Genomic DNA, 23,940 nt, shown 5'->3' with positions numbered 1-23,940 from the left:
GCCGAACGCAACAGGCGTGCCATCAACCCGCAAGCGGCGCTGGCCGGTCTTTGATCAGATTGGCGGGGTCCGGGGCGGAGCCCCGCGCCCTAAACGTGACTCGCCCAGAGCAAGGTGACCACCAACGAAGTCGCGAAACGCACGCAACGTGACACACCCAACGCAAGGTGACCACCCACGAAGTCGCGGATCGCACGGAACGTGACTCGCTCAACGCAACGCGCCCCACCGACAAAGCCGCGGATCCGCCCCTCAAGGCTGACTAGAGCCCTCCACGACAGCCGATGAAGCCTCACTAGGCAACGACTCGGCCGACAACGAAGGCAATCCCACCGACGGCACAACAGTCGTCCCCACCACACTGCTCCGAGGCTCACCAGCCTCCGGCACAACAACCGGGTTCGAATGCGGCGGCGGAGTGACCACAACCCGAGCCGCAGAACTCCTAGGCGGAACCCGCACAGAAGACGGCCCAGGAGCGAACTCCATAGGAGGCTCATCCCCTCCCACCTGCGCAATCTCAGGCTCAACGGGAGCATCAGCACCAGCCCCGGGAACCGGCACCACGCCGGCCGAGAGAGCAACCCCAGCCAGCACCCCGACTGTGAGAAGCGCGACACCAAGCGAAATGGAAGGAAGCGGCAAACCAGAACGCACCCGGCAGAAGGTAGCGACCACCGAAGGCGAAATAAGACGAATCCCCCGGATCACCCTCAAGCTTCGCTCGATCGAGTGGTAAAAGAATCATCACCCACAGCGACAAAACTTACGATGCCGTAACCGACGGTGGCGTAACCGGTGGTTGGTTATGCATGCTAACCAGTCGCCTGTGACGGGAGCCGCGGGCGGGGCAAGGCCACGCGGGGCCGAGCACGGTCCGGCGAGGCAGGGAGTCGCAAGAAGTAGGGGGATGTTGTGCTGCTGCGATGGAACAGTCTCGTGTCCTTGGGGGACAGCTTCACCGAAGGCATGGACGACCCTGGCCCGGGGGACACGTACGTGGGCTGGGCCGACCGCCTGGCCGGAATGATCGCCCAGAAGGCGCCTGACTTCAGGTACGCCAACTTCGCGATCAGAGGCAAGATGCTGCAGGAGATAATCGACGAGCAGGTGCCGCTCGCGATCTCCCTCAAACCGGACCTCGTCACGTTCTGCGGTGGCGGCAACGACATCATGGTCCCGAACAGCGACCCGGACGCGCTCGCCGAGGTCTACGAGGTGGCCGTGGCCGACCTCAGGGCGTCGGGCAGCGACGTCGTGATCTTCACGGGTTTCGACACGCGGTCGACGCCGCTCCTCAGGAGCCTGCGGGGCAAGATCGCCATCTACAACACGCACCTGTGGTCGATCGCCGAGCGCTACCACTGCCGCATGGTCGATCTCTGGTCGATGCACGCGTTGCACGACCGCCGCGCGTGGAGCGAGGACAGGCTGCACCTGTCACCGGAGGGGCACCAACGGGTCGCGCTGAGGGCGGCGGAGGTCCTCGGGCTGATCGACGACCACTCGTGGGACGCGCCCTGGCCGGCACTGCAGCAGACCGACTGGGTCACCCAGCGCAAGGCCGACCTGAAGTGGGCGCGCGAGCACGTGGTGCCGTGGATCGGCCGGACGCTGCGGGGCGAGTCGATGGGTGACGGCCTGGTGCCGAAGCGGCCCGAGCTGCTGCCGCTGGCCCGGTGCACCGAAGAGAACTACCAGTAGACAGAGACAGCCCGACCGGCACTCTCCCCCGAATGCCGGTCGGGCCTTCTTCAACGCAGGCGCCTTACCCCCTCGGTAATCCCCCAATCGGCGGCCTGCACATCCAACATCCCATGTTTTGGGACCAGACGACTAAACACCCGCTAAACCTCGGACGACAGCGAGTCCAAAGCGGCGCGGACCTCGACCGCACGAGCCGAGTTGACCTGCGAGTACAGGCGCAGCGCCTCAGTCAATTCCGCTGCCGCAGCAACCCATTCCGCCCGCCGGAGCAGCGCCCCGCCGAGCACGTGGCGTCCGAAACCCTCCAGGTACGTCACCCCGGCGACGGCTGCCTGGTCGACGACCTGACGCGCGAGCGACTCGGCCTGGTCCAGCGAGTCGGCCTGCAGGTGAAGCTCGGCCAGGTTCGCGAGACCGCGGATCAACGCGACCTGGTCACCGGAGCGCCGGTAGACGTCGACGGCGTGAGCTTGGTGCTGCAACGCCACTTCCACGCGTCCGCGGGCCTGTTCCACCTGTGCCACGTTGTTCAGCCCGTGGCCCTCCCCGACCACGTCACCGGACTGCTGCGCGAGCTGCACCGACTCCCAGAAGTGCAGCAACGCCTCGTCGTGGTGCTTCAGGCGGAACAGGACGTCCGCGAGCTGGGCGAGCGTCAGCACCAGGTACTGGCGCTCGCCCAGCTCGGTCGCGATCCGATGCGCGCGGCGAGCGTCCGGCAGCAGGACGGGTCGTCCCAGCCGGGCGTTCGTCGTGTAGGTCGTGTCCAGCATCAGGACCTGGCCGAGGCGGCTCCCCGTCACCTCGGCCGCGGCCAGGCCGAACCCGACCAACGCGACCCACTCCCCGGTGAGCGCGCGCACGGTCGCGTAGGGGTGCAGCAGCCGAACCAGCTGCCACACCTGGTCGTGCAGGCCCGCTTCGGCGGACGCGTGCACGACCGCGACGATGTTGGGCCACTCCTGGTCGAACCAGGCGATCGGGTCACCGAACGCCGGTAACGACGTGGAACCGTTGTCCCCCAACGCGAAGTCCAGGCCGTCCCGCGCCGGTCGGATGGCACGGCGGACGCGGTCGCACGCGACGAGGTAGTAGTTCACGAGGCGCCGCAACGAGTCCAGGTCCGCACGACCCGCTTCCCGCACGTACAGCCGGACCAGCTCGTGCATCGTGAACCCGTCCGGCCACGGCTCGACCAGCAGGTTCACCTCGACGAGCTGCGCCAGCCGCGACCGGGCGGAGTCGAGCCGGATCCGGGTCAGGGCGGCGACGGCGTGCGACGACATCCAGCGGCCGGGCGCCAGGCCGACGGAGGTGAACACCTCGCCGAGTTCGGACGGCAGGTCGCGGGTCGACAGGTCCAGCGCCCGCGACACCCCCACGCCTGCCTCAGGTAGGTCCAAGCCACGCAGCCGGTGCCCGTCGTCGGCCAACTCCCCCACCAGCTCCTCGACAGTCCAGTCCGGACTGATCACGAGCTTCGCGGCGGCCACGCGCAACGCCAGCGGCAGCCCACCGCACAGCTCAGCGAGTTTCCGGGCGGCCGTCGGGTCCTCCGAGGACAACGGCCTGCCCAGCACGTCGTCCACCAGCTCACGTGCGGCGTCGTCGTCCATCGGGCCGAGCTTGCGCACCCGAGCGCTGTTGGTGACGACCAGCCGTTCCAGGTGCGAACGCGACGTCACCAGCACCACCGAGCCCGAACCCGGCGGCAGCAACGGCTGCACCTGCTCGAAGCCCGTCGCGTCGTCCAGCACCACCAGCACGCGCCGCCGGTTCAGCAACGACCGGTACAGCCCGACGCGGTCCTCCACGCCGACCGGCACACCGTCCGCCGGCACCCCCAGCGCCACCAGGAACCTGGTCAGCACCTCGCCCGGCTCGGTGTCGCCCAGCGAGGCGAACAGCACGCCGTGCGGGAACATCTCGGAGTTCTCGTGCCCCCACGTGATCGCCAAGGCGCTCTTGCCCACGCCAGGCGCGCCGGTCAGCACGGCCACGGTCGTGCCGAGCAGGTTCCGGGCGGCACAGACGTTGTCCAGCCACGCCCTGTCGTCGTCACGGCCGAACAAACGCGAAGCAGAGGCCGGCAACAAGGCCGGAGCCACGATCCCCGCGCGCGGCGCGACGGGACGCGACTCGACGGGTCCGATCAGGCTCAGCGCCGGGTCGTCACGCAGCACCTGTTCCTGCAGCAACCGCAGCTGCGGCCCGGGATCAATGCCGAGCTCCTCGCTCGCGCGACGCTGGAACCGTTGGTACGCCTCAAGAGCGTCGGCCCGCTGACCGGAGCGGTACAGCGCCCGCATGCTGTGCGCGACCAGCCGCTCCCGGTACGGGTACTCGGTGCACAACCCGCGCAGCTCGCCCACGAGCTCCAGGTGACGGCCCAGCTCCAGCTCGGCGTCGATGCGTTCTTCCAGCGCCGACAGCCGCAGCTCTTCCAGGTCCGACGTCATCGGGTCGCCCGGTACGTCCGCGAGCACCGGCCCGCGCCACAGCCCCAGGGCCTCGCGCAGCAAGCCCGCCCTGATGGCGGCGGGCTTGCCACGAGCAGACGCCACGAGCTGCCGGGCGCGGTGCAGGTCGAGACGCCACGGGTCGACGGTCAGCTGGTACCCGGTGGGCGTGGTGCGGATCGTCGCGGAGCCCGACGGGTCGGCCTCCTCCAGCACCTTGCGCAGCCGCGAGACGTACCCGTGCACGATCGTCCGCGCCGTGGCGGGCGGCGACTCCGTCCACAGCGCGTCGACGATCTGGTCGATCGAGACGGGTCGGTTCGCCTCGACGACCAGCATGGCCAGCAGTCCGCGCATGCCACGACGGCCCAGCTGGATCAGCCGGCCGTCCGCGAGCACCTGGAGTGGACCGAGCACGCCGAACTCGAGTCCGGTTTTGCTCCGCATGCCCCTCCCTCACGCCCGCTGACCTTGTCACTTCAACAGGTGTGCACGCCCGAGTCTCAGATACAAGTACGGCTGAAGTTCGCGGGACGCTACTGTTCACGGGTGCCGCGAGATCGGAACTCCGTGGTTGACCGCGGCGCCGGGTGTCTTCTCGGCGGCGCTCTCGGTGATGCGCTCGGCGCGCCGGTGCAGTATCTCGGCTGGGCCGACATCCAGCGCGAACACGGCGCCGAAGGTGTGCTCGCACCACCGAAGCCCGCGCTCTTCACCGATGACACCCAGCTGACCCTCTTCACCGCCGACGGTTACCTGCGCGCCTGGGTGCGCGGCAAACGCACCGGCGAGTGGGAGCCGTCGGAGATGGTGTGGCACAGCTACCGGCGCTGGCTCGTCACCCAGCAGCAACCGGCCCCGGAACGGGGTGCGAGCGGGCTGCTCGCGGACGAACGACTGTACGAGAGCCGCTCGCCGGGTCTGACCTGCCTGCGCGCGCTCGCGGCGGAGACTCCGTCCACTCCGGAGAACCCGCACAACGAGTCGTCCGGCTGCAACGGCGTCACGCGCACCGCACCCGCCGGGTTCGCACCGTCCGCGGCGATCGCGTACGACCTGGGCTGCCGGTTCGCGGCACTCACCCACGGCGGCACGGGCGGCTGGGTGTCCGGCGGCGCGCTGGCGTTGCTGATCCACCTGCTCGCCGTGAAGGGCAGGCCGTTGCGCGAGGCGATCGACCAGGTCATCGGCCGTGTGCTGCGCGACGACACCTACACGGCGACGGTGCTGACGCGTGCCGTGGTGCTGGCCGAGGAGCACGACGGCTCGTCGTCCGTGCGCGTCGACCGGCTCGGCAGTGGCTGGACCGGCCCCGAGGCGCTGGCGATCGCGGTCTACACCGTGCTCACGCATCCGAAGCCCGTGCAGTTCGTGGACGCGATGCGCGCTGCGGCCAACCACTCCGGCGGTAGCGACGCCACGGCGGCGTTGACCGGCAACGTCCTCGGCGCGCTGCACGGCACCGATGCGCTGCCCCGCGACTGGCTGAGCGGCCTGGAGCTGGTGGACGTCCTGGACGCGATGGGCCGCGACCTGGGCTGTTCCGCGGTGAACCTCGACTTCAACGAAGACCGCTACGCATAAACAGAGAGAGCCTGTCGGTGCGCGCTCCCGAATTCGCGCGCCGACAGGCCCTCTCGCACGAGTAGTTGGTCAACAGCAGGCCGGGTCTTGCCCCGAGCGCGAGAGCCGATCCAGCTCTTGATCAACGAAATCCGTGCCCCGGAGTCGAAGCTCCGTTGGGCGGGCATGTTAACAGATGTGTACCGGAAGTCCAGGGCTGCGGAAGACTTTGCGATCTTCATCGACGATGAAGATCTCGCAGTCCTCCTGCGCCGCTGCCCACTCGATCCCGTCCCTGCCCAGCGCAAACGCTGCTGTGGCAGTGGTATCGGCGATGGCGAGATCATCCGCGAAAACCGTGACCGACAGAATTCCCGAGACGGGCTGACCGGTACGACCGTCCAGGATGTGCTGGCCGCGTTCGTACAACGCTGACGTGGCAACAGCTCCGTCCCGCACGCCGAGCACGACGCACAGCTGATCAGCGATGTCGGGATGCCGAACGCCGACGCGCCAAGGCTTTCCGGGCTCGGGCTCACCGGCCGTGACGACGTCGCCTCCGGCGTTGACGCAGAACGCCGACGCGCCGCCCTCCCGCAGAAGATCGGCGGCGCGCTGCACGGCCCAGCCCTTCACCACCGCGCACGGGTCGAGCCCGCGTCCCGGCACCCTGGCCGTGAACGCGCCGCCCGTCGACTCCTCGTACCAGTCGCACAACGACAGGACCTCGACCAGGTCCGGGGTGAGCTCCTCCCTGGTGAGCTCGCCCCGGTCCAGCCGGGAGACCTCGCTGTCCGGCTTGAACGGCGAGAACTGGGCGTCCGCCTCCCTCAACCACGCGAACGCCCGTTCGGCCAGTGCGGCGTCGCCGTCACGCAGGTCGACCGAGATCGGCAGGCCCATGATCTGCTCGACGCGCCGCACGGACACGACTACTGCGCCCCGTCGAGGGCGGACTGGAGCGACTGCTTGTAGCCCTGCGAGGTCGCGGTCGCACCGGACACCGTGTCGATGTCCGCGCTCTGCGCTTTGAGCGTCTCCTGCTTCAGGATGGGCAGCGCCATCCTGGTCGGTTCGCTGTTGGGCGCCCGCAACGCCTTCACGTCGGTGATCTTGGTGCCCTGCAGCGTGACCTGCACCTGCACGGTGCCTTCGGAGGTGTTCACCGCCTTGCCGGACACGGTCCTGGGCTGAGTCTGCTGCTGTTGTTGCTGCTGCTGGGTCGTCGGTGCGGCCCCGGACGTCTTGGGAGCCGCGCTGGTGGTCTGCGGCGCGGTCTGCTGGGTCTGCGCTTGGGTTTCCGGTGCGGCGGCGGCCTCGTTGATCTCGCCCTCGTGAGCCGGGCCCGGCGAGTACAGCCAGACCGGGACCAGGCCCGCCACGCTGAGCACCAGAACGGGAATTGCCCTCTTCACGTCGTCGACCTCTCAGTTGGCCAGCGCGAAGCGCTCGGCGTGGACCTGGTTGTTGGGCACTCCCAGTTCGGAAAGGCTGCGCACCACCGCGTCGGTCATGCCGTTCGGGCCGCAGATGAAGATGTCGCGGTCCTCCACGTCCGGCACGAGCGCGGCGATGTTGTTCGGGCCGAGCAACGGACCGTTCGCCGTGATGGTCTTCGACGACCCGGTGACCAGGCGCAACACCGCGCCCTTGGCCCGTGCGAGGCCTTCGATCTCGCGCAGCAGCACGGCTTCCCGCGGGTCGCTCACCCGGTAGAGCACCACGACGTGGCCCTTGATCTCCTCCAGCAGCGCGCGGATCGGCGTGACGCCGACACCACCCGCGACGAGGAGCGCGTTCGGCCTGGTCTGGTGCATGGTCGTGAAGGCGCCGTACGGGCCTTCGGCGAACACGCGGGTGCCGACCTTGATGTTGCGGATGTCGGCGCTGCCCTCACCGAGTGCCTTCGCGGTGAGCCGCAGGTACTTGCCGTTCGGCGCCGCGGACAGCGAGAACGGGTTGGCCTGCCACCAGCGGTCCTTGGTGAGGAAGCGCCACAGGAAGAACTGGCCCGCCTTGGCGCCCAGCCGGTCCAGGTCCTTGCCCTCGATGTAGACCGAGACGACGTTGTGCGCCTCGGGAACGACCGCGGCGACCCGGAACTGGTGGCGCCAGTTGCGCCAGAACGGGAGCACCAACCGTCCGATCACGACAGACCCGATGGCGAACGCCCAGAGGCCCCACCAGTAGCTGGTGGCGAGCGCGGACTTGCGGAACGTGCTGCCGACCGCGACCTGGTGCGTGAACGCGAGGAAGATCGCGATGTAGGTGTAGAGGTGGATGAAGTGCCAGGTCTCGTACGCCAGCTTGCGCCGCGCGAAGCGGGCGGAGACCACGCCGACGACCATGATGATCGTCCACGCCACCAGCGCGCGGAGGATGCCCTCCAGCTCGGTGGCCTGCCGGATGATCTCGGCGATCGGCCCGTCGGAGCCCGCGTTGCCGAGCGCGATGAAGGTCAGGTGGCCGATGAGCATCCAGAAGATCGTGAACCCGACCCAGCGGTGCCACGAGGTCAGCTTGTCCATGCCGAGCCGGCGGTCGAGCCACGGCAGCCGCGCGACCAGCAGCAGTTGGAACGCCATGGCGAGCGCGCCGTACAGACCGGTCAGCCGTCCGAAGTTGACCAGCTTGTTCGAGCCGACCCCTGCCGAGTTGAACAGGTAGGTCACGAACGCCGCGTTGGCCAGGAGGAACACGTAGAGGCCGGCTTTGGCCAGCACCTTGTGCGGCGTCGCACGGCCGGCCGGAGCCGGTCGCACGGGTTGCTGCAGGGTGGTCGTCACGGCGGGCTCCTCGGTCAGGGCGGTCTCTGGCGGGTCGTTCTCGGTCGTTCTCGATCCTTGGCGTTCGAGCTGTGGCTCCGCTTTGCGCGCGCTGTCGACTTCCTGTCGATCGAGCGAGAGGGCCATCAGGTGACGCACCATGAGCACGTGGACAAGGGGAACTCGGTTCGATTGCTCGTCGTCGACGACGAGCCGCACATCGCTGACCTGGTGGCGACGGTCGCCCGGTACGAGGGCTGGCAGGCCGCGACCGCGCTCAGCGGTGAGGAGGCTTTGAGAGAGGCCGCCGAGTTCCAACCGGACATCGTCGTGCTCGACCTCATGCTGCCTGACCTGGACGGATTCACCGTTCTTGATCGGATGCGCGCGGCCGGAGCGATGGTGCCCGTGGTGTTCCTGACCGCTCGTGACGGCACCGCGGACCGTGTGGCGGGTCTCACGCGCGGCGGCGACGACTACCTCGTCAAACCGTTCTCGGTCGAAGAGCTGATGGCGCGCCTGCGGGCCGTGCTGCGCCGCTCGACAGGTCCGTCGTGGAAGCGCTCTGTGCTGAAGGTCGCAGACCTGGTGATGGACGAGGACACGCGCGAGGTCCGTCGCACGGGCAAGTTGGTGACCCTCACCCCGACCGAGTACGAGCTGCTCAGGTACCTCATGCGCCGCTCACCGGCGGTGCTGACCAAGGCCCAGATACTCGACCACGTGTGGGAGTACGACTTCGGCGGTCGCTCCAACGTGGTCGAGCTGGTCATCTCCCACCTGCGCCGCAAGCTCGACGACGGCCGCGAGCCGTTGATCCACACCGTGCGCGGTGTGGGGTACGTGCTCCGTCGAGCCGCAGAATGAAACTCGGACAGCTCCGCCTCGGCACGAGGCTCGCACTCGGCCTCGGCGCGCTGGCTCTGGCGGTGTTCGCGATCGTCGGCGCGGTCATGGTGTCGTCGATGCAGGCGTTCCTCGACAAGCGGCTCGACGACCAGATGGCGATGAGCCAGACCGGCGCGTCCCACGACGTCGAGTACTACGGCAAGGTCACCAAGCTCCCGCCGACCTGGTTCGCGGTCGTCTACAAGATGGAGGACGGCGAGCTGCGCGCCCAGCCGGGCGACCAGCACCCGGACGACCGCGAGGAGTTCGACGCCATCGCGAAGCGGTCGTTGAACAACGAGAACTTCGAGACCGAGTACCTGCGCGACCAGGGCAAGTTCCGGTTGCGAGCGTGCCCGATCAAGGACAACGAGATCGTGCTGGTCAGCGCCGCGCCCATGAACGACAGGGACGGCACGATCTCGCAGCTGATCACGGTCAGCGTGGTCGCGTTCCTCGCCGCCCTGGTCACGCTGGTCGTGGGCGGTCAGGCCCTGCTGCGCCGGGGTCTGCGGCCGCTGTCGGACATGGCCGACACCGCGCACGACATCTCCTCGCACGACCTGACCGACTCGGCCGACCTCACCGTCCGCGTGGACGGCAACGGCGGAGGCGTCGAGGTCGACGAGCTGCGCGAGGCGTTCAACAAGATGCTCGCGCACATCGACACTTCTTTGGCCGCGCGCACGGCCGCAGAGCAACGACTGCGGCGGTTCATCGCCGACGCGTCACACGAGCTGCGCACGCCGCTGACCTCGTTGCGCGGCTATGCGGACCTCTTCCGGTACGCAGCGGCCAACGAGCCGGGCGAACGCGAGAAGCACCTGGAGAAGCTGCGGTCCGAGGCGTCCCGGATGAGCGTGCTGCTCGACGACCTGCTGCTGCTGGCACGCCTGGACTCGGCCGAGTCCGAACCGCCGCTGCGCCCCGAAGAACTCGACCTGGCGCAGATCGCCGAGGCGGCAGGGGATGCCTTCCGCGCGGCCCGTCCGTCGCACTCGTTGGAGATCGACGCCGACACGGTGACCATGCGCGCGGACGCGACCCGGTTGCGGCAGGTGCTCGACAACCTGCTGACCAACGCGGCCGTGCACACGCCGGCCGGAACCGCGGTGTCGGTGCGGGTGAGGGCCACGGACGGCTGGGCGGTCGTGCAGGTGAGCGACACCGGTCCCGGCATCGCGCAGACCGACCAGGAGCGGATCTTCGACAGGTTCTACCGCGTGGACAACTCGCGGACCCGCCAGCGCGGTGGCAGCGGCCTGGGCCTGGCCGTCGTGCAGTCCCTGGTGGAGGCGCACGGCGGCACGATCGAGCTGAGCAGCCGACCGGGGTCGACGGTGTTCACGATCCGTCTCCCCCGGCGGCTGATCTAGATCATTCCGCGTTCGAGCTGGTCGCCCACAGGTCGATGCCCGACTCGACGGCGTGCTTGTCGATCTCGGCGAGCTCGTCGTCGGTCAGCGGCGGCGCCTGCAGTGCCGCGAGGTTCTGCTCCAGCTGTTCCACCGACGACGCGCCGATCAACGCCGACGTGACGCGCGGGTCGCGGATCGTCCACGTCAGCGCGAGCTGGGCCAGCGACTGGCCGCGCGAGGCAGCGATGTCGTTCAACGCCCGGATCCGACTGAGGTTCTCGTCGCTCAGCAGGTCCGTCGACAGCGACTTGTTCTGCGCCGCACGGGAGTCCGCCGGAACGCCGTTGAGGTAGCGGTCGGTCAGCATGCCCTGCGCGAGCGGCGAGAACGCGATGCAGCCCGCGCCGACCTCCTCCAGCACGTCCAGCAGCTCCGGCTCGATCCAGCGGTTGAGCATCGAGTAGCTCGGCTGGTGGATCAGCAACGGCACGCCCGCACTCCTGAGCAGTTCCGCGGCCTCACGGGTCTTGGTCGGCGAGTAGGACGAGATGCCGGCGTAGAGCGCCTTGCCCTGCTGCACCGCGGTGACCAGCGCGCCCATCGTCTCCTCGAGCGGGGTCTCCGGGTCGAACCGGTGCGAGTAGAAGATGTCGACGTAGTCCAGGCCCATCCGGGTCAGCGACTGGTCGAGCGAGCTCAGCAGGTACTTGCGGCTGCCCCACTCCCCGTACGGCCCGGCCCACATGTCGTAGCCGGCCTTGGTGGAAATGACGAGCTCGTCGCGGTAGGGCCTGAGATCATCCTTGAGGATCTGCCCGAACGTGATCTCGGCCGAGCCGTACGGCGGGCCGTAGTTGTTGGCGAGGTCGAAGTGCGTGACACCGAGGTCGAACGCCCGCCGTGCAATCCCGCGGCCCAGCTCGTAGGGCCGGTCACCGCCGAAGTTGTGCCACAGACCGAGCGAGATGGCCGGCAGCTTGAGGCCGCTGCGACCCGTCCGCCGGTACGTCATCTGGTCGTAGCGCGCGCTATCCGCGAGGTAGGACATGGTGCCCACAATGTCACGCCCTAGTGAGACAGAGCAGGACATGAAACGCGCAGCTGAGGCCGGTGAGGTGCTCGACCTCTCACGTCGCGGCGACAACGGTGTGAGCGCCGGCTTCCTCCGCGACCTGCTGCGCGCGGACGGGCTCGACCCGCTCGGGGTCAGGCTCACCGGCGCGCGGATCACAGGTGAGCTCGACCTCGAGTTCGTCCGAACCTACGTTCCTCTGCTGCTGGACGACTGCGTCTTCGAGGAGCCGCTCTCGTTGCTGCGCACCGAGCTCCCCGCCCTGTCGCTCGACGGTTCGACGCTGCCCGGCCTGGTCGCCGAAGGGGTTCGCACCGGCTATCTGGGGATGCAGAGCGCCCGCTGCGAGGGAACGGTCGACCTCGACAACGCGCGCATCGACGGCCCGTTGCTGCTCTCGGACAGCAGCATGTGGTCGTTTCGCGGTGGCGGGCTGCAGGTCAGCAGGAGCGTGGTGGCACAAGGGCTGTTCGTCCGGGCGGACCACGACGGCGACGCGCTGTGGCTCGACGGTTGCGACATCGCCGGTCAGCTCGACCTGGAACGAGCGGTGATCGTGAACGGCTCAGGTACGGCGTTGGTCGCCAACAACGCGAAGATCGGCGGCAAGATCACCCTCGACGACGCACTGCTGAAGGCGGGCGGCGAGGGCTCGGCGCTGGTGCTGATCGACACCTCGGCCGGCGGCCTCAGCGCGAGGGCGACGGTACTGCGCAGCGACTCGGACAACGCGATCGTCTTCGACGGCACGCACTTCCGCGCCGAGGTCAAACTCGTGGCAGGTTTCGACGCACGCTCGCGCGGCGCCGCGGAGACCATCCGGATGATCGACACCCGCATCGACGCCGGCCTGGCCATCAGGGGCTCGGTGCGCGCGGACAGCGGCCAGGCCCTGTCGCTGGAGCGAGGGCTCATCGGAGCGAGCATCACCATCGGGGAGACCGTTTTCGAGGCTGACAGCGACCAGGGGGCGGTGCAGATCAGCGACTCCTCCGTGGCGGGCGAGCTGGTGTTCCAGCCCGAGAAGCTGGTCAACAACGGCGACGGCCTCGAACTCAGCCTGGGCGGCACCAAGGTCGGCGGCCTGCTCGCACTCGACGTACCGGACCTGCTCGAGGCGGAGATCTTCACGGTGTCGGTGGACGGCCTCACCTACCCCGAACCGCCGGAGGACACCACCGCGTGGCTGACGATGCTGCGCGATCACACGTTCGCCTACCACCCTCAGCCGTACCAACAACTCGCTGCCGTGCACCGCGCCGCTGGCCACGAACACACCGCGCGCAAGGTGTTGATAGCGCAACAGAAAGATCTCCGCCGCAGAGGCGACCCCGGCAACAGGCTCTTGCACTGGTTCATGGGAGTCACCCTCGGCTACGGCTACAGGCCCTCGCGAGCGGTCGCCGGACTGCTCGCCACCTTCGCACTGGCGCTCTGTCTCGTGTGGACAACGAATGCCTATAACGGCCTTACACCGGCCAAAGACCGCGGACCGGACGCCTGTTCACCGGTGAACAGAATCAGTCTTGCGGCGGATCTCGCGATCCCACTCGTGAAGCTCGGCGGCACACCGAGATGCGAACTGGCGAACGGACCAGCCGGGCAGTGGGCGACCGGAGCAGGCTGGGTCGTGCAGATCCTCGGCTGGAGCTTCGCGACGCTGAGTGTCGCGGGCTTTACCGGACTCGTTCGCAAAAGCTGACGAACTGTCACGTCGAATGAGACGAGGGCCCGCCCACCTGGGCGAACCCTCGTTGTATAAGAGCCGGCGAGGGGAATCGAACCCCTAACCTTTCGCTTACAAGGCGAGTGCTCTGCCAATTGAGCTACGCCGGCCTGGCTCGTGTTCGCGAACATCGTAAGCGTCCGTTGCGGGTGCTACCTGCGGCGAACGGTCTGCTCTCAGTGTGATCGGATTGCTCCGGCAGGAGGCACACCAACCAACTGAGTGGATCAGTGCGCCGGACAGGCCGCCTTGACCAGGTCAGGAGGGTAACCAACGGACAGTGATCATGTCCTCCTTTTTGGGTCGCCCGATCGGAGGTGGCAGACGCCACAGCAACAGTCGAAGGACCCCTCACGATCACACGACGGAGGTGCCTGAGATTTCCACGAACAACCTGCACGGCCCCGCTCTGCCCGACGACACCACTGTTCACCTGGTACTCGATCTCGCTCTGAGGATCGGTGAGGTCCAAATGTCCAGTGGGGCGGGCGCGGCGGACGTAACAGCCACGATTCTCTCCGTCACCGAGAGCTATGGACTTCCCCATACCGAAGTAGACGTGATCTACACCTCTATCAGTGTGTCGTGCCATCGAGGAACTGACGCGCCCCCGATCACCGCGGTACGGGTGGTCCGGCAGCGCAGTCTCGACTACACGCGACTCGCCGCGGTCGAACACCTCGTGCGCAATCTCGGACCTATCGAAGACGCGCACGCGGAACTCGAGGACATCACCAACGCCAAGCACCCGTATCCGCGCTGGGTCGCCACTGTCGCGTGGGCCGGAATGGCCGCGGCCGTCGCGTTCCTCGTCGGTGGCGGGTGGGAGCTCGCGATCACCGCCGGGATCGTCACCGCCGTGATCGACCGGGTCGGCCGGATCCTCAATCGCCGCGCGCTGCCCTTCTTCTTCCAGCAACTCGTCGGCGGTGCGCTCGGCACAGGTGCGGCGCTGACCGTCTTCGCCACGAACCTCCTGCCCAACGTCCGGCCGAGTCTGCTGGTCGCCGTCGGGATCGTCGTGCTGCTGTCCGGGCTCGCGCTCGTCAGCACCGTGCAGGACGCGATCTCCGGCTACAACGTCACGGCCGCCGGCCGCACCGTCGAGACCGTGCTGCTCAGCGCCGGTCTCATCGCGGGCGTCGCGATCGCCATCCGCACCGCCGTCCACTTCGGACTGCAGATCAAGCTCACCGACCCGTTGCCGCCGCTGATCTCCGCGGTGCCGATGCAGTTCGCGGCCGGAGCGGCGACGAGTGCGTTCTTCGCGCTCGCCTGCTACGCCCAGCCGCGCGCGCTCGTCGCCGCCGCCATCTCCGGCGCGATCGGCACTGCCGCCTTCGGTCTCGTCACGAGCTTCGGCCTGGACGTGCTGCTCTCCTCCGCGGTGGCCGCCGCGATCTCCGGGTTCGGCGGCGCGACGTTGACCCGCCGGTTGGGCATCCCGACGCTCGTCGTGGTGCAGGCGGGCGTGGTCCCGCTGCTGCCCGGCTGGACCACCTACCGGGGCCTGTTCCAGCTCACCGCGGAGGGCGATCCGGCCGGTTTGAGCACTTTGGTGTTCGCGAGTGGTATTGCTCTCGCCCTGGCCGGAGGGGTGGTGTTCGGCGAGTACCTTGCCCAGCCGGTGCGCACCGGACTGGGCCGTTTGGAGCGCAAGTTCGCTGGTCCGCGCATGTCCGGGCCGCTCAAACCCACCGAGCGTCGGTTGGAGTGAACGTTGCTGTGACGGGGGTTACACGACACGCCCCGGACACGCGTCCGCACTAACCTCAGAAATGTGAGCATGGACATTGGCGAGAACGGGGCGGAATTCGTAGTCGTGGCCAACCGGCTGCCGGTTGACCTGGAGCGTTTGCCCGACGGCACAGAGCGGTGGAAGCACAGCCCCGGTGGGTTGGTCAGTGCGCTGGAACCGTTCCTCCGCTCACACAGCGGTGCGTGGGTCGGCTGGCCGGGTGTGGCCGACGCCGACGTGGCGCCGTTCGAGGACGACGGCCTGCTGCTGCATCCCGTGCCGCTGTCCGGCAAAGAGGTCGAGGACTACTACGAGGGCTTCTCCAACGGCACCCTCTGGCCGCTCTACCACGACGTCGTCGCCCAGCCCGCGTTCCACCGGCACTGGTGGAACTCCTACCGCCAGGTCAACCAGCGGTTCGCCGACGCGACGGCGAAGATCGCGGCTCAGGGCGCGACGGTGTGGGTGCAGGACTACCAGCTGCAGCTCGTCCCGGCGATGCTGCGCGAGCAACGGCCCGACCTCAAGATCGGCTTCTTCCTGCACATCCCGTTCCCGCCGGTCGAGCTGTTCATGCAGCTCCCGTGGCGCACGGAGATCATCCGCGGGCTGCTCGGCGCCGACCTGGTGGGCTTCCACCGGCCCGGCGGCGCGCAGAACTTCCTCTGGCTGGCCCGCCGGCTCGTCGGCCTTGAGCCCAGCCGCGGCACCGTCGGTGTCAGGACCCGGCCAGGTGTCGTGCAGGTCGGCGACAGGACCGTGCGCGTCGGCGCGTTCCCGATCTCGATCGACAGCGCGGGCCTCGACGCGGTGGCCCGGCGCAAGGAGACGCAGGCCCGCGCGAAGCAGATTCGAGCGGATCTCGGCAACCCCAAGCGCATCCTGCTGGGTGTGGACCGTCTCGACTACACGAAGGGCATCGACGTCCGGATCCGCGCTCTGTACGAGCTGATCGCGGACGGACGCGTGGACCCCGAGGACGTCACGATGGTGCAGCTCGCGACTCCCAGCCGGGAGCGCGTCGACCACTACAAGACGATGCGCCAGGACATCGAGCAGTCCGTGGGCCGCATCAACGGCGAGTTCGGGCGGGTCGGCAAACCGGTGGTGCACTACCTCCACCAGTCGGTCAACCGCGAGGAGCTCGTCGCGTTCATGAGCGCCGCCGACGTCATGGTGGTGACGCCTGTTCGGGACGGAATGAACCTGGTCTGCAAGGAGTACGTGGCCTGCCGATATGATCTTGGTGGAGCTCTGGTGCTCAGCGAGTTCGCCGGCGCTGCCGCAGAACTGACCAGTGCGTTCCTGGTGAACCCCCATGATCTGGACGGTGTCAAGAACGCATTGCAGGCCGCCCTCGACATCGATCCCGCCGAAGGCCGCCGTAGGATGCGCGCGCTGCGCCGCCAAGTCCTCACCCACGACGTTGACCGCTGGGCGAGGTCGTTCCTGGAGGCGTTGGGCACGCAGACCTCGGTCTGAATCCTTTCAGATCCCACTGACCCATCGAGTGCTCCAGGAGGGGCGTTGACCGCCGAGGCCCTCCCCGCCGAACTGCGCAGAGCTATCTGTCAGCTCGCGCGGACCCCGCGACTGCTGGTCGCCAGCGACTACGACGGAACACTCGCGCCTATCGTGAGCGACCCGGAGCAGGCACGCCCGCTCCCGGAGTCGGTGAACGCGCTGCGTTCTCTCGCGAGCCTGCACGAGACCACGTCAGCCGTGATCTCCGGGCGTGCGCTGCGTGACCTCGCAACACTCTCTCGCCTACCTGGCGAGGTCCACCTGGTCGGTTCCCACGGCTCCGAGTTCGACGTCGGCTTCGTCCACGCGCTGGACGCGAACGCCAAGGCGTTGCTGCGCCGGATCGAAGCCGAGCTGGAAACGATCGTCGACAGCCACGAGGGCGTGCACCTCGAGGTCAAGCCGGCCTCGATCGCGGTGCACGTGCGCCGCGCTGATGCCTCGGTCGGCGAGATCGTCCTCGAGGCGGTCCGCTCCGGTCCGTGCACCTGGGAAGGTGTGCAGGTCACCGAGGGCAAGGCCGTGATCGAGCTCGCCGTCGTCGAGACCAACAAGGGCCACGCCCTGGACATCCTTCGTCACCAGGTCGGCGCCACCGCGGCGGTCTTCCTGGGCGACGATGTGACGGACGAGAAGGCGTTCGCGCGCCTGTCCGGTCCGGACGTCGGCATCCGCGTCGGTGCCGGCGAGTCGCTCGCCGAGCACTACGTGAAGGACCCGGCCGACGTGGCCACCGTGCTGGCGTTCCTCCTGGAGGAGCGCCGGGCGTGGCTGCACGGCGACCAGGCCGTGCCTATCGAGCGTCTGACCATGCTCGCGAACGAGCGTTCGGTCGCGCTGGTGACGCCGGACGCCAAGGTCAACTGGCTGTGCCACCCCGAGCCGGACTCGGCGGCGATCTTCGCCGACCTGCTCGGTGGCCCCGCCGCGGGCCACTTCTCGATCAAGCCGGAGCACGGGTCGCTGCCGCTGGGCCAGCGCTACCTGCCGGGCACGATGATCGTGGAGACCCGCTGGTCGCGGCTCCTGGTGACCGACTACCTCGAGCACGACCTCGCGTCGCACCGCACCGACCTGGTGCGACGGATCTCCGGCTCGACCAACGCGGTGATCACGTTCGCGCCGCGGCCCGAGTTCGGCCAGGTGCCGGTGCGGCTGCTGCGCGAGCGCGACGGCCTGCGTGTGGTCGGCACCTCGGACCCGATGGTGCTGCGTTCGCCGGGCGTCGACTGGGAGATCACCTCCGACGGCCTGCAGGAGACCGCACGCGCTGTGGTCCGGCCGCGCGAGGGTGCCGCGGTGTTGTTGGAGCTGCGTTGCGGCACCGACGACCTGTCCGAGCACGCTCTGGCCGAGTCCGTGCGTCGTGACCGCGCGGCCGGCTACTGGTCGGACTGGGCGGCGGGGCTGAAGCTCCCCAGGGTGCAGACCGACCTGGTGCTGCGCTCGGCTCTGACGTTGCGCGGCCTGGTGCACAAGGACTCCGGCTCGATCATGGCGGCGGCCACCACGTCGCTGCCCGAGGAGCTGGGCGGTGTCCGCAACTGGGACTACCGCTACTGCTGGCTGCGTGACGGCGCGATGACCGCCGCCGCGCTCGTGTCGGTGGGGTCCTTCGCGGAGGCCGACGGCTTCCTGGCGTGGCTGCACGGTGTCCTGGAGACCATCCCCGGTCCCGAGCGCCTGCACCCGCTGTACACGTTGCACGGCACGCAGCTCGGTGCCGAGGCCGTGATCGACACGCTGCCGGGGTACGCGGGTTCGCGGCCGGTGCGCGTCGGCAACCTCGCGAACCAGCAGGTGCAGCTCGACGTGTTCGGTCCCGTCGTGGATCTCGTGGTGCAGCTGGCTTCCGCGCGTGGCTCGTTGTCGGACCACGACTGGGCCATGGTCCAGGCGATGGCCGAGGCCGTCTCGCGGCGCTGGCACGAGCCGGACCACGGCATCTGGGAGGAGCGGCACGCGCCGCGCCACCACGTGTACTCGAAGGTCATGTGCTGGCTGACCATCGACCGCGCGATCAAGCTCGGCGAGCAGTTCGGGCGCTCGCTGGATCCCTCGTGGGTGCCGTTGCGCGACACGATCGCCACGGACGTGCTGAAGAACGGCTGGAACGACGAGGTCCAGTCCTTCACCACGGCCTACGACGGCGACGACCTGGACGCGGCATCGCTGTTCGTCGGCCTGTCGGGTCTGATCGACCCGACCGACGAGCGGTTCCAGTCCACCGTCACCGCCATCGAGGCCGAGCTGCGTTCGGGTTCGACCGTCTACCGCTACCACCGGGACGACGGCCTGCCGGGCGACGAGGGCGGCTTCCACCTGTGTGCCGCCTGGATGATCGAGTCGTACCTTTTGACGGGTCGTCGTACCGAGGCCGAGGAGCTGTTCGGCCAGATCGTCGCGGCGGCGGGTCCCACGGGTCTGCTGCCCGAGGAGTACGACCCGATCGCCGAGCGCTCGCTGGGCAACCACCCGCAGGCGTACTCGCACCTGGGCCTGATCCGCTGCGCCCAGCTGTTGTCGCAGTAGTTGTCGCAGTGATTTCGGATGCCGCCGCGGTCCTTGGCCGCGGCGGCATTCTCATGCGTTGCCGAGGGTCTTCTCGACGACTTTGATCCCGTGCTCCATCGCCTGGCTCATGGGCGTGACCAGCGCGTCGGGGAGCACGTCGCGGCTCCAGACCAGCCGGCACCTCTCGCCATCTTCGAAGACCTGCATGACCGCGTTGTCGTGCTCGACTCTTTCTCCGACGACCGAGTAGGCGATGCGCCGCGCGTCGTCGTCCACGCTGATCCGCCGCTCTGTGACCACCGTGCCGTCGGCGAAGGTGACGACCCTCAGCTCGCCCTCGGCCTTCGTGTGGATCACGAACCCCGGAGCCATTCGCGAGGGACCTCTTTCGAAGTCGCCGATCACCTTCCACACGTCGTCGGCACCGGACTCGATCACGATCTCCCTGCTGATGAAGGCCATGTCGATCAGCCCACCAGGCAGAGCAGGTGGCCCTGCGGGTCGGCCAGCACGGTCCACCGGCCCTCGCCGGGCTGGAACTCGGGCTTGGTGGCGCCGAGGTCGAGCAACTGCTTGACCGCCAGTTCGACGTCGTCGACCTGGAAGTCCAGGTGCGCCTGCTTGGCGGGGCTCGGCCAGGCCGGCGGCTCGTAGCCCTCCACCCTGTAGAAGGCGAGCTGGATCGGGCCTTCCCCGAGGTAGGCGCTGTCGGCGTCGCTGGACGTCACCTCCCACCCGGTGACCTTGCGGTAGAACTCGGCCAGCGGTCCGGGGTCGGCGCAGTCGAGGACGATCGTGGTGAGCTGGGCCGTTGCGGGCATTGCGACTCCTTACGGTTTCTGTGCGACCCAGCCTCGCGCCCGTCCGCCTCCTGGTCTTGAAGATCCTTGCGGGAATTGTCAGACCCCCGGCCTAGCCTTCTTCTGTGCTCTCGTTCGCCGACCTCGCGGCCCGCCCGGAGTTCACCGTGTCCGCGGTGGACTGCCAGGACGACCACCGCGGCTGGTCCACCGAACCGCCGCGCTCGGACGTGCGGCTGGTCCTCGTGCGCCAAGGCGGCTTCCGGCGCCGGGTCCGTGGCGTGCCGGCAGACCTGGACCGCACCCTCGGCGACATCGGCCTGCCAGGCGAGGAAGAGCAGTTCGCGCACCCCACCGGCGGCGACGTCTGCACGTCGATCAGCCTCACCGCCGACCTGTGGCGCGCCATGGCAGGCGACGCCCCGCTCCTGCGCGGCTCCTCGGTCTACGTCGACGGCAGGCTCGACCTGGCCCACCGCCGCCTCCTGACCGCCGTCCGCACCTCGGACGGCGCGCCCGAGGGCCTGGTCGGCCTGGTGGGCGAAGTGGTGCGGCAGGTCGCGGTGTCGCCCACCCCGTCCGGCGACCAGGTCGGTGCCGGTGATCGCGCGCTCGTGGCCAGAGCTCGCGAGGTGATCGGTGCCGGCGATCCCGCCTCCGCGGGCCTGATCCCGCTCGCCGGACTGCTGGGCGTCTCTCCGTACCGGCTCAGCAGGGGGTTCACCCGTGAGCTGGGGGTGTCGCTGACCCGCTACCGCAACAGGGTTCGTGTGGCTGCCGCGCTGGACCGCCTGGAGGGCGGCGAGACGAGCCTCGCCGCGGTGGCCGCCGACCTGGGCTTCGCGGACCAGGCTCATCTGTCCCGGACCGTGCGCGAACACCTCGGCCAGACTCCGACCGCGCTGCGCAAGCTTCTCGCCTGACTCAAGGCCGGATTCGCCGCCCCGCCTGCCTTGCGCATGCTGTTTTCGCCTGACTCAGGGTTGCGGCGGCAGGTGCTCGACAGCCCAGGCCCGCCTCACCTGCCCGCCACAAGCCGCACTCCGTTTCAGGACCACGGCAGCAGGTTCTTGGCGGCCCAGACCGGCCGCACCGACCGCCCACCGCAGACCACACGCGACTCAGGATCGCGGCAGCAGGTTCTCGACGGCCCAGACCCGCCCACCCCACCCGGCTCGGGGCCGCGGCAGCAGGCTCTCGGCGACCCAGATGCGCCCACCGCAGGCCCGCACCCGCTGGACTCAGGGCCACGGCGACAGGCCTCGGCAACCCAGACCCGCCGCTCCACCTGCCCAGCGCAAGCCACACCCCGATTCAGGGCCGCGGCAGCAGGTTCTTGGCGGCTAGACCTGCTGCCCAACCGCCCACGGCAAGCCCCACCCGACTTAGGGGCGGCGGTAGCAGGCGCTCGGCGCCCCAGATCGCCCACCGCAGGCCCGCACCCGGACTCAGGGCCACGGCGACAGGCCTCGGCAACCCAGACCGGCCGCCTCACCTGCCCGCCGGCAAGCCGCACCCGGCTCGGGGCGGCGGTAGCAGGCGCTCGGCGCCCCAGATCCGCCGCCTCACCCGCCCACCGCGAGCCCACCCCGACTCAGCTCCACGGCAGCAGGCACTCGACAGCCCAAACGCGCCGCCCACCTGCCCACCTCAGGCCCCACCCGGCTCAAGGCCGCGGCGGCACCTTCTCCACGATCTTCGCCGTCCCCACCGGCTCCCCGTCCTGCAGCAACGCGATCCGGTCACCCCTGACCAGATGCACCCACGCGCCCGGCATCAGCGGCCGCAACCTCACGGTCGCCCGATCTCCCGGCTCCAGCACCGGCTTCGACTCCACCCACATCGCGGCCACCTTGCGCTCGCCGCCGCTCAGGTCCCACACCGGCCGCATCCCCTGCGCCGGCACAGCTGTCGCGCCCTCGTCCAGCCTCAGCTCGGCTCGCAGCAGGCCGTGGATCGACTCCCTGGCACGCCAGTAGAACCACGAGGGGTCGAGGTCCATCTGCACCGCGGCTCCGGCCAGCAGGTCCCAGTACCGGGGTGTCTGCCAGGTGATGCCCTCGAAGTCGCCCAGGACCTCGAGCGCGAGCTCCCACTCGGCATGGTCGACGTACTCCTCTACGTCGACCCGCGTCAGACCGGCGTCGCTGCGCGCGCCCGGCGGCACCTCGGCGACGGCGGAAGACAGCACCTCCGAGACCTCGTCTAGGAACTGCTCCGGCCCCTGCGGCAGGTCGCCGGAGAGGTCGAACGCCAGACCCCACGCCTTGACGATGTCGTCGCTCGACATGTCACTGGTCAGCAGCCGCCGCACGACGTCGCGGATCTCTAGCCCGTCCGCCTGCCACGTGCGCAGCTGGTGAAAGTTGACCATCAGCCCTCCCCCGAAGCTGTCGATCAGTCGTCAGCAGGTTTACCAGCCCTGCGTCGGTTTAGCCCCAAAACATCCAACGCCGACACCAGATCGTTCGCCACGAGCGCCTTGACACCGTCCGGCAGCGGGCCGTGGTCCGGCGGCACCAGCGCCTTCTTGAAGCCGAGGCGCGCCGCCTCCTGCAAGCGCTTGCCCACGCCGTTGACCCGCCTGATCTCTCCGGCCAGACCCACCTCGCCGAGCACCACCAGGTCGGCTGGCAGCGCGATCTCGCGTTCGGCGGAGGCCACGGCCAGCACCACCGCGAGGTCCGCGGCGGGTTCGACCAGCCGCATGCCGCCCACCGTCGCGGTGAAGACGTCCTTCTGGAACAGGTTGACCTTGCCGCGCTTCTCCAGCACCGCCAGCGCCATCGAGATGCGCGCGGGGTCCAAGCCGCTCACCGCACGCCGGGGCGCGGGCAGGTTCGTCTTGGCGACGAGCGCCTGCACCTCGCCGAGCATCGGCCGCTTGCCCTCGACGATCACCGTGACGCAGGTGCCCTCGACGGCCTTCTCGCGGCGCGTCAGGAACAGCCCGGACGGGTCCGGCACGCCCACGATGCCGTCGTCGCGCAGCTCGAAGCAGCCCACCTCGTCGGCGGCGCCGTAGCGGTTCTTGATGCCGCGCAGCAGCCGCAGACTCGAGTGCCTGTCGCCCTCGAACTGCAGCACCACGTCGACGAGATGCTCCAGAACCCGTGGCCCCGCAACGGATCCGTCCTTGGTGACGTGGCCGACCAGCACGACCGGAAGGCCGCGCTCCTTGGCCATCGTGATCAGTCCTGATGCGACGGTCCGCACCTGCGTGACGCCACCCGGCACGCCCTCGACGCTCACCGTCGACATGGTCTGCACCGAGTCGACGATCAACATCGACGGCTTCACCTGGTCGACCTGCCCGAGCAACGCGCTGAGCTCGCTCTCGGCCGCCAGGTACATCTCGCCGTGCAGGTTGCCGGTGCGCTCCGCCCGCAGCCGCACCTGCCCCGCGGACTCCTCGCCCGTGACGTAGAGACAACGGCCGTGCTGCTCGGCCCAGCGGTGCGCGGTCTCCAGCAGCAGCGTCGACTTGCCCACGCCAGGCTCGCCCGCCAACAGCACGACGGCACCGGGCACCAGCCCCCCGCCGAGCACCCGGTCGAACTCGCTGACACCCGTCGACAGAGCCCGCGCCGACTCGATGTCGACCTCGCCGATGGGCCGCGCCGCCGACGTGGGCGCGCCAGCGACGACACGGGTCACCGACGCCGTGCCTCGTTCCTCGATGCTGCCCCACGCCTGGCACTCGGGGCAGCGGCCGAACCACTTCGCCACCTCGTGCCCGCACTCGGCACAACGGAAGATCGGCCGCGCTGTCTTCGCCACACCCCGAACGTTAGAGGACACCACCGACAAAAAATCTTCGGCAGCT

18 protein-coding genes and 1 tRNA gene are annotated in these 23,940 nt (G+C 69.0%); 9 read left to right on the top strand and 10 right to left on the bottom strand.

Features of this window, described 5'->3' with window-relative positions; translation table 11 throughout:
* Positions 1 to 939: 939 nt before the first annotated feature.
* Entirely contained in the window at positions 940 to 1,704 is a 765-nt protein-coding gene (locus tag ABZ345_RS45260) for an SGNH/GDSL hydrolase family protein (RefSeq protein ID WP_359861591.1), read from the top strand.
* Between the two features lie 143 nt (positions 1,705 to 1,847).
* On the opposite strand, the gene ABZ345_RS45255 is transcribed toward ABZ345_RS45260, so the two are convergent.
* Positions 1,848 to 4,613: a BTAD domain-containing putative transcriptional regulator gene (locus ABZ345_RS45255; protein WP_359861589.1), complete on the bottom strand. Its 2,766-nt coding sequence runs from the start codon at positions 4,611 to 4,613 to the stop codon at positions 1,848 to 1,850.
* 102 nt (positions 4,614 to 4,715) lie between these two features.
* Here ABZ345_RS45255 and ABZ345_RS45250 point away from each other — a divergent pair, with 102 nt between their 5' ends.
* A complete protein-coding gene (locus ABZ345_RS45250) occupies positions 4,716 to 5,750 on the top strand; it encodes an ADP-ribosylglycohydrolase family protein (RefSeq protein WP_359861587.1) in 1,035 nt (344 codons plus the stop codon).
* A 168-nt stretch (positions 5,751 to 5,918) separates the two neighbouring features.
* Here ABZ345_RS45250 and ABZ345_RS45245 read toward each other — a convergent pair whose 3' ends face one another.
* The 3 genes from ABZ345_RS45245 to ABZ345_RS45235 are packed head-to-tail and all read right to left on the bottom strand — an operon-like array spanning position 5,919 to position 8,491.
* Positions 5,919 to 6,659 carry an FAD:protein FMN transferase gene (locus ABZ345_RS45245; protein ID WP_359861585.1) on the bottom strand — a complete coding sequence of 247 codons (741 nt, stop codon included), beginning with the start codon at positions 6,657 to 6,659 and terminating at the stop codon, positions 5,919 to 5,921.
* A 2-nt stretch (positions 6,660 to 6,661) separates the two neighbouring features.
* The gene (locus tag ABZ345_RS45240) at positions 6,662 to 7,144 is read right to left on the bottom strand and encodes an FMN-binding protein (protein WP_359861583.1); all 483 of its coding nucleotides are present in this window, start codon (positions 7,142 to 7,144) and stop codon (positions 6,662 to 6,664) included.
* A gap of 12 nt (positions 7,145 to 7,156) precedes the next feature.
* Positions 7,157 to 8,491 carry a ferredoxin reductase family protein gene (locus ABZ345_RS45235; protein WP_359861595.1) on the bottom strand — a complete coding sequence of 445 codons (1,335 nt, stop codon included), beginning with the start codon at positions 8,489 to 8,491 and terminating at the stop codon, positions 7,157 to 7,159.
* Between the two features lie 171 nt (positions 8,492 to 8,662).
* Between ABZ345_RS45235 and ABZ345_RS45230 the strand changes: the two genes are divergently transcribed.
* Positions 8,663 to 9,361: a response regulator transcription factor gene (locus ABZ345_RS45230; protein WP_359861581.1), complete on the top strand. Its 699-nt coding sequence runs from the start codon at positions 8,663 to 8,665 to the stop codon at positions 9,359 to 9,361.
* Positions 9,358 to 10,758, top strand: a complete 1,401-nt coding sequence (locus tag ABZ345_RS45225; protein WP_359861579.1) for a PAS domain-containing sensor histidine kinase — start codon at positions 9,358 to 9,360, stop codon at positions 10,756 to 10,758. The genes ABZ345_RS45230 and ABZ345_RS45225 overlap by 4 nt, the downstream gene beginning before the upstream one ends.
* A 1-nt stretch (position 10,759) precedes the next feature.
* Here the strand turns inward: ABZ345_RS45225 and mgrA are convergent, their stop codons facing one another.
* A complete protein-coding gene (gene mgrA, locus ABZ345_RS45220) occupies positions 10,760 to 11,788 on the bottom strand; it encodes an L-glyceraldehyde 3-phosphate reductase (RefSeq protein ID WP_359861577.1) in 1,029 nt (342 codons plus the stop codon).
* A 40-nt stretch (positions 11,789 to 11,828) separates the two neighbouring features.
* Here mgrA and ABZ345_RS45215 point away from each other — a divergent pair, with 40 nt between their 5' ends.
* A complete protein-coding gene (locus tag ABZ345_RS45215) occupies positions 11,829 to 13,514 on the top strand; it encodes a hypothetical protein (RefSeq protein WP_359861575.1) in 1,686 nt (561 codons plus the stop codon).
* Positions 13,515 to 13,575: 61 nt separating this feature from the next.
* Here ABZ345_RS45215 and ABZ345_RS45210 read toward each other — a convergent pair.
* A tRNA-Thr gene (locus ABZ345_RS45210) sits at positions 13,576 to 13,648 on the bottom strand.
* Positions 13,649 to 13,908: 260 nt separating this feature from the next.
* Between ABZ345_RS45210 and ABZ345_RS45205 the strand changes: the two genes are divergently transcribed.
* The 3 genes from ABZ345_RS45205 to otsB all read left to right on the top strand — a co-directional run bounded on the left by ABZ345_RS45205 (position 13,909) and on the right by otsB (position 19,332).
* Complete coding sequence (locus ABZ345_RS45205) at positions 13,909 to 15,255, top strand: threonine/serine exporter family protein (RefSeq protein ID WP_359861573.1); 1,347 nt, start codon at positions 13,909 to 13,911, stop codon at positions 15,253 to 15,255.
* Positions 15,256 to 15,324: 69 nt separating this feature from the next.
* A complete protein-coding gene (locus ABZ345_RS45200) occupies positions 15,325 to 16,758 on the top strand; it encodes a trehalose-6-phosphate synthase (RefSeq protein ID WP_359861593.1) in 1,434 nt (477 codons plus the stop codon).
* Between the two features lie 45 nt (positions 16,759 to 16,803).
* A complete protein-coding gene (gene otsB, locus ABZ345_RS45195) occupies positions 16,804 to 19,332 on the top strand; it encodes a trehalose-phosphatase (RefSeq protein ID WP_359861571.1) in 2,529 nt (842 codons plus the stop codon).
* A gap of 51 nt (positions 19,333 to 19,383) precedes the next feature.
* Here the strand turns inward: otsB and ABZ345_RS45190 are convergent, their stop codons facing one another.
* Both ABZ345_RS45190 and ABZ345_RS45185 read right to left on the bottom strand, forming a co-directional pair.
* Positions 19,384 to 19,776 (bottom strand): SRPBCC family protein, encoded by a 393-nt coding sequence (locus ABZ345_RS45190; RefSeq protein WP_359861569.1) that lies wholly within the window; start codon positions 19,774 to 19,776, stop codon positions 19,384 to 19,386.
* Positions 19,777 to 19,781: 5 nt separating this feature from the next.
* A complete protein-coding gene (locus tag ABZ345_RS45185; protein WP_359861567.1) occupies positions 19,782 to 20,135 on the bottom strand; it encodes a VOC family protein in 354 nt (117 codons plus the stop codon).
* A 104-nt stretch (positions 20,136 to 20,239) separates the two neighbouring features.
* On the opposite strand from ABZ345_RS45185, the gene ABZ345_RS45180 reads away from it, so the two are divergent.
* Positions 20,240 to 21,037, top strand: coding sequence for an AraC family transcriptional regulator (locus ABZ345_RS45180; RefSeq protein WP_359861565.1), 798 nt, complete (start codon positions 20,240 to 20,242; stop codon positions 21,035 to 21,037).
* 743 nt (positions 21,038 to 21,780) lie between these two features.
* Here the strand turns inward: ABZ345_RS45180 and ABZ345_RS45175 are convergent.
* Together ABZ345_RS45175 and radA are read right to left on the bottom strand one after the other, a co-directional pair.
* Positions 21,781 to 22,488, bottom strand: a complete 708-nt coding sequence (locus ABZ345_RS45175) for a hypothetical protein (RefSeq protein WP_359861563.1) — start codon at positions 22,486 to 22,488, stop codon at positions 21,781 to 21,783.
* Between the two features lie 23 nt (positions 22,489 to 22,511).
* Complete coding sequence (radA, locus tag ABZ345_RS45170; protein ID WP_359861561.1) at positions 22,512 to 23,894, bottom strand: DNA repair protein RadA; 1,383 nt, start codon at positions 23,892 to 23,894, stop codon at positions 22,512 to 22,514.
* Positions 23,895 to 23,940: the final 46 nt, after the last annotated feature.

Origin of the sequence: Lentzea sp. NPDC005914, from assembly GCF_040629405.1 — a bacterium.
GTDB lineage: Bacteria > Actinomycetota > Actinomycetes > Mycobacteriales > Pseudonocardiaceae > Lentzea.
Note: the sequence above shows the minus strand (reverse complement) of the source record. Positions and strands in the feature narration are given on the sequence as shown.

Coding starts and splice junctions, on each gene's coding strand:
- ABZ345_RS45200 (WP_359861593.1), top strand. CDS start 15,325: ATGGACATTGGCGAGAACGGGGCGGAATTCGTAGTCGTGGCCAACCGG.
- ABZ345_RS45185 (WP_359861567.1), bottom strand. CDS start 20,135: ATGCCCGCAACGGCCCAGCTCACCACGATCGTCCTCGACTGCGCCGAC.
- ABZ345_RS45215 (WP_359861575.1), top strand. CDS start 11,829: ATGAAACGCGCAGCTGAGGCCGGTGAGGTGCTCGACCTCTCACGTCGC.
- ABZ345_RS45255 (WP_359861589.1), bottom strand. CDS start 4,613: ATGCGGAGCAAAACCGGACTCGAGTTCGGCGTGCTCGGTCCACTCCAG.
- mgrA (WP_359861577.1), bottom strand. CDS start 11,788: ATGTCCTACCTCGCGGATAGCGCGCGCTACGACCAGATGACGTACCGG.
- ABZ345_RS45190 (WP_359861569.1), bottom strand. CDS start 19,776: ATGGCCTTCATCAGCAGGGAGATCGTGATCGAGTCCGGTGCCGACGAC.
- ABZ345_RS45175 (WP_359861563.1), bottom strand. CDS start 22,488: ATGGTCAACTTTCACCAGCTGCGCACGTGGCAGGCGGACGGGCTAGAG.
- ABZ345_RS45225 (WP_359861579.1), top strand. CDS start 9,358: ATGAAACTCGGACAGCTCCGCCTCGGCACGAGGCTCGCACTCGGCCTC.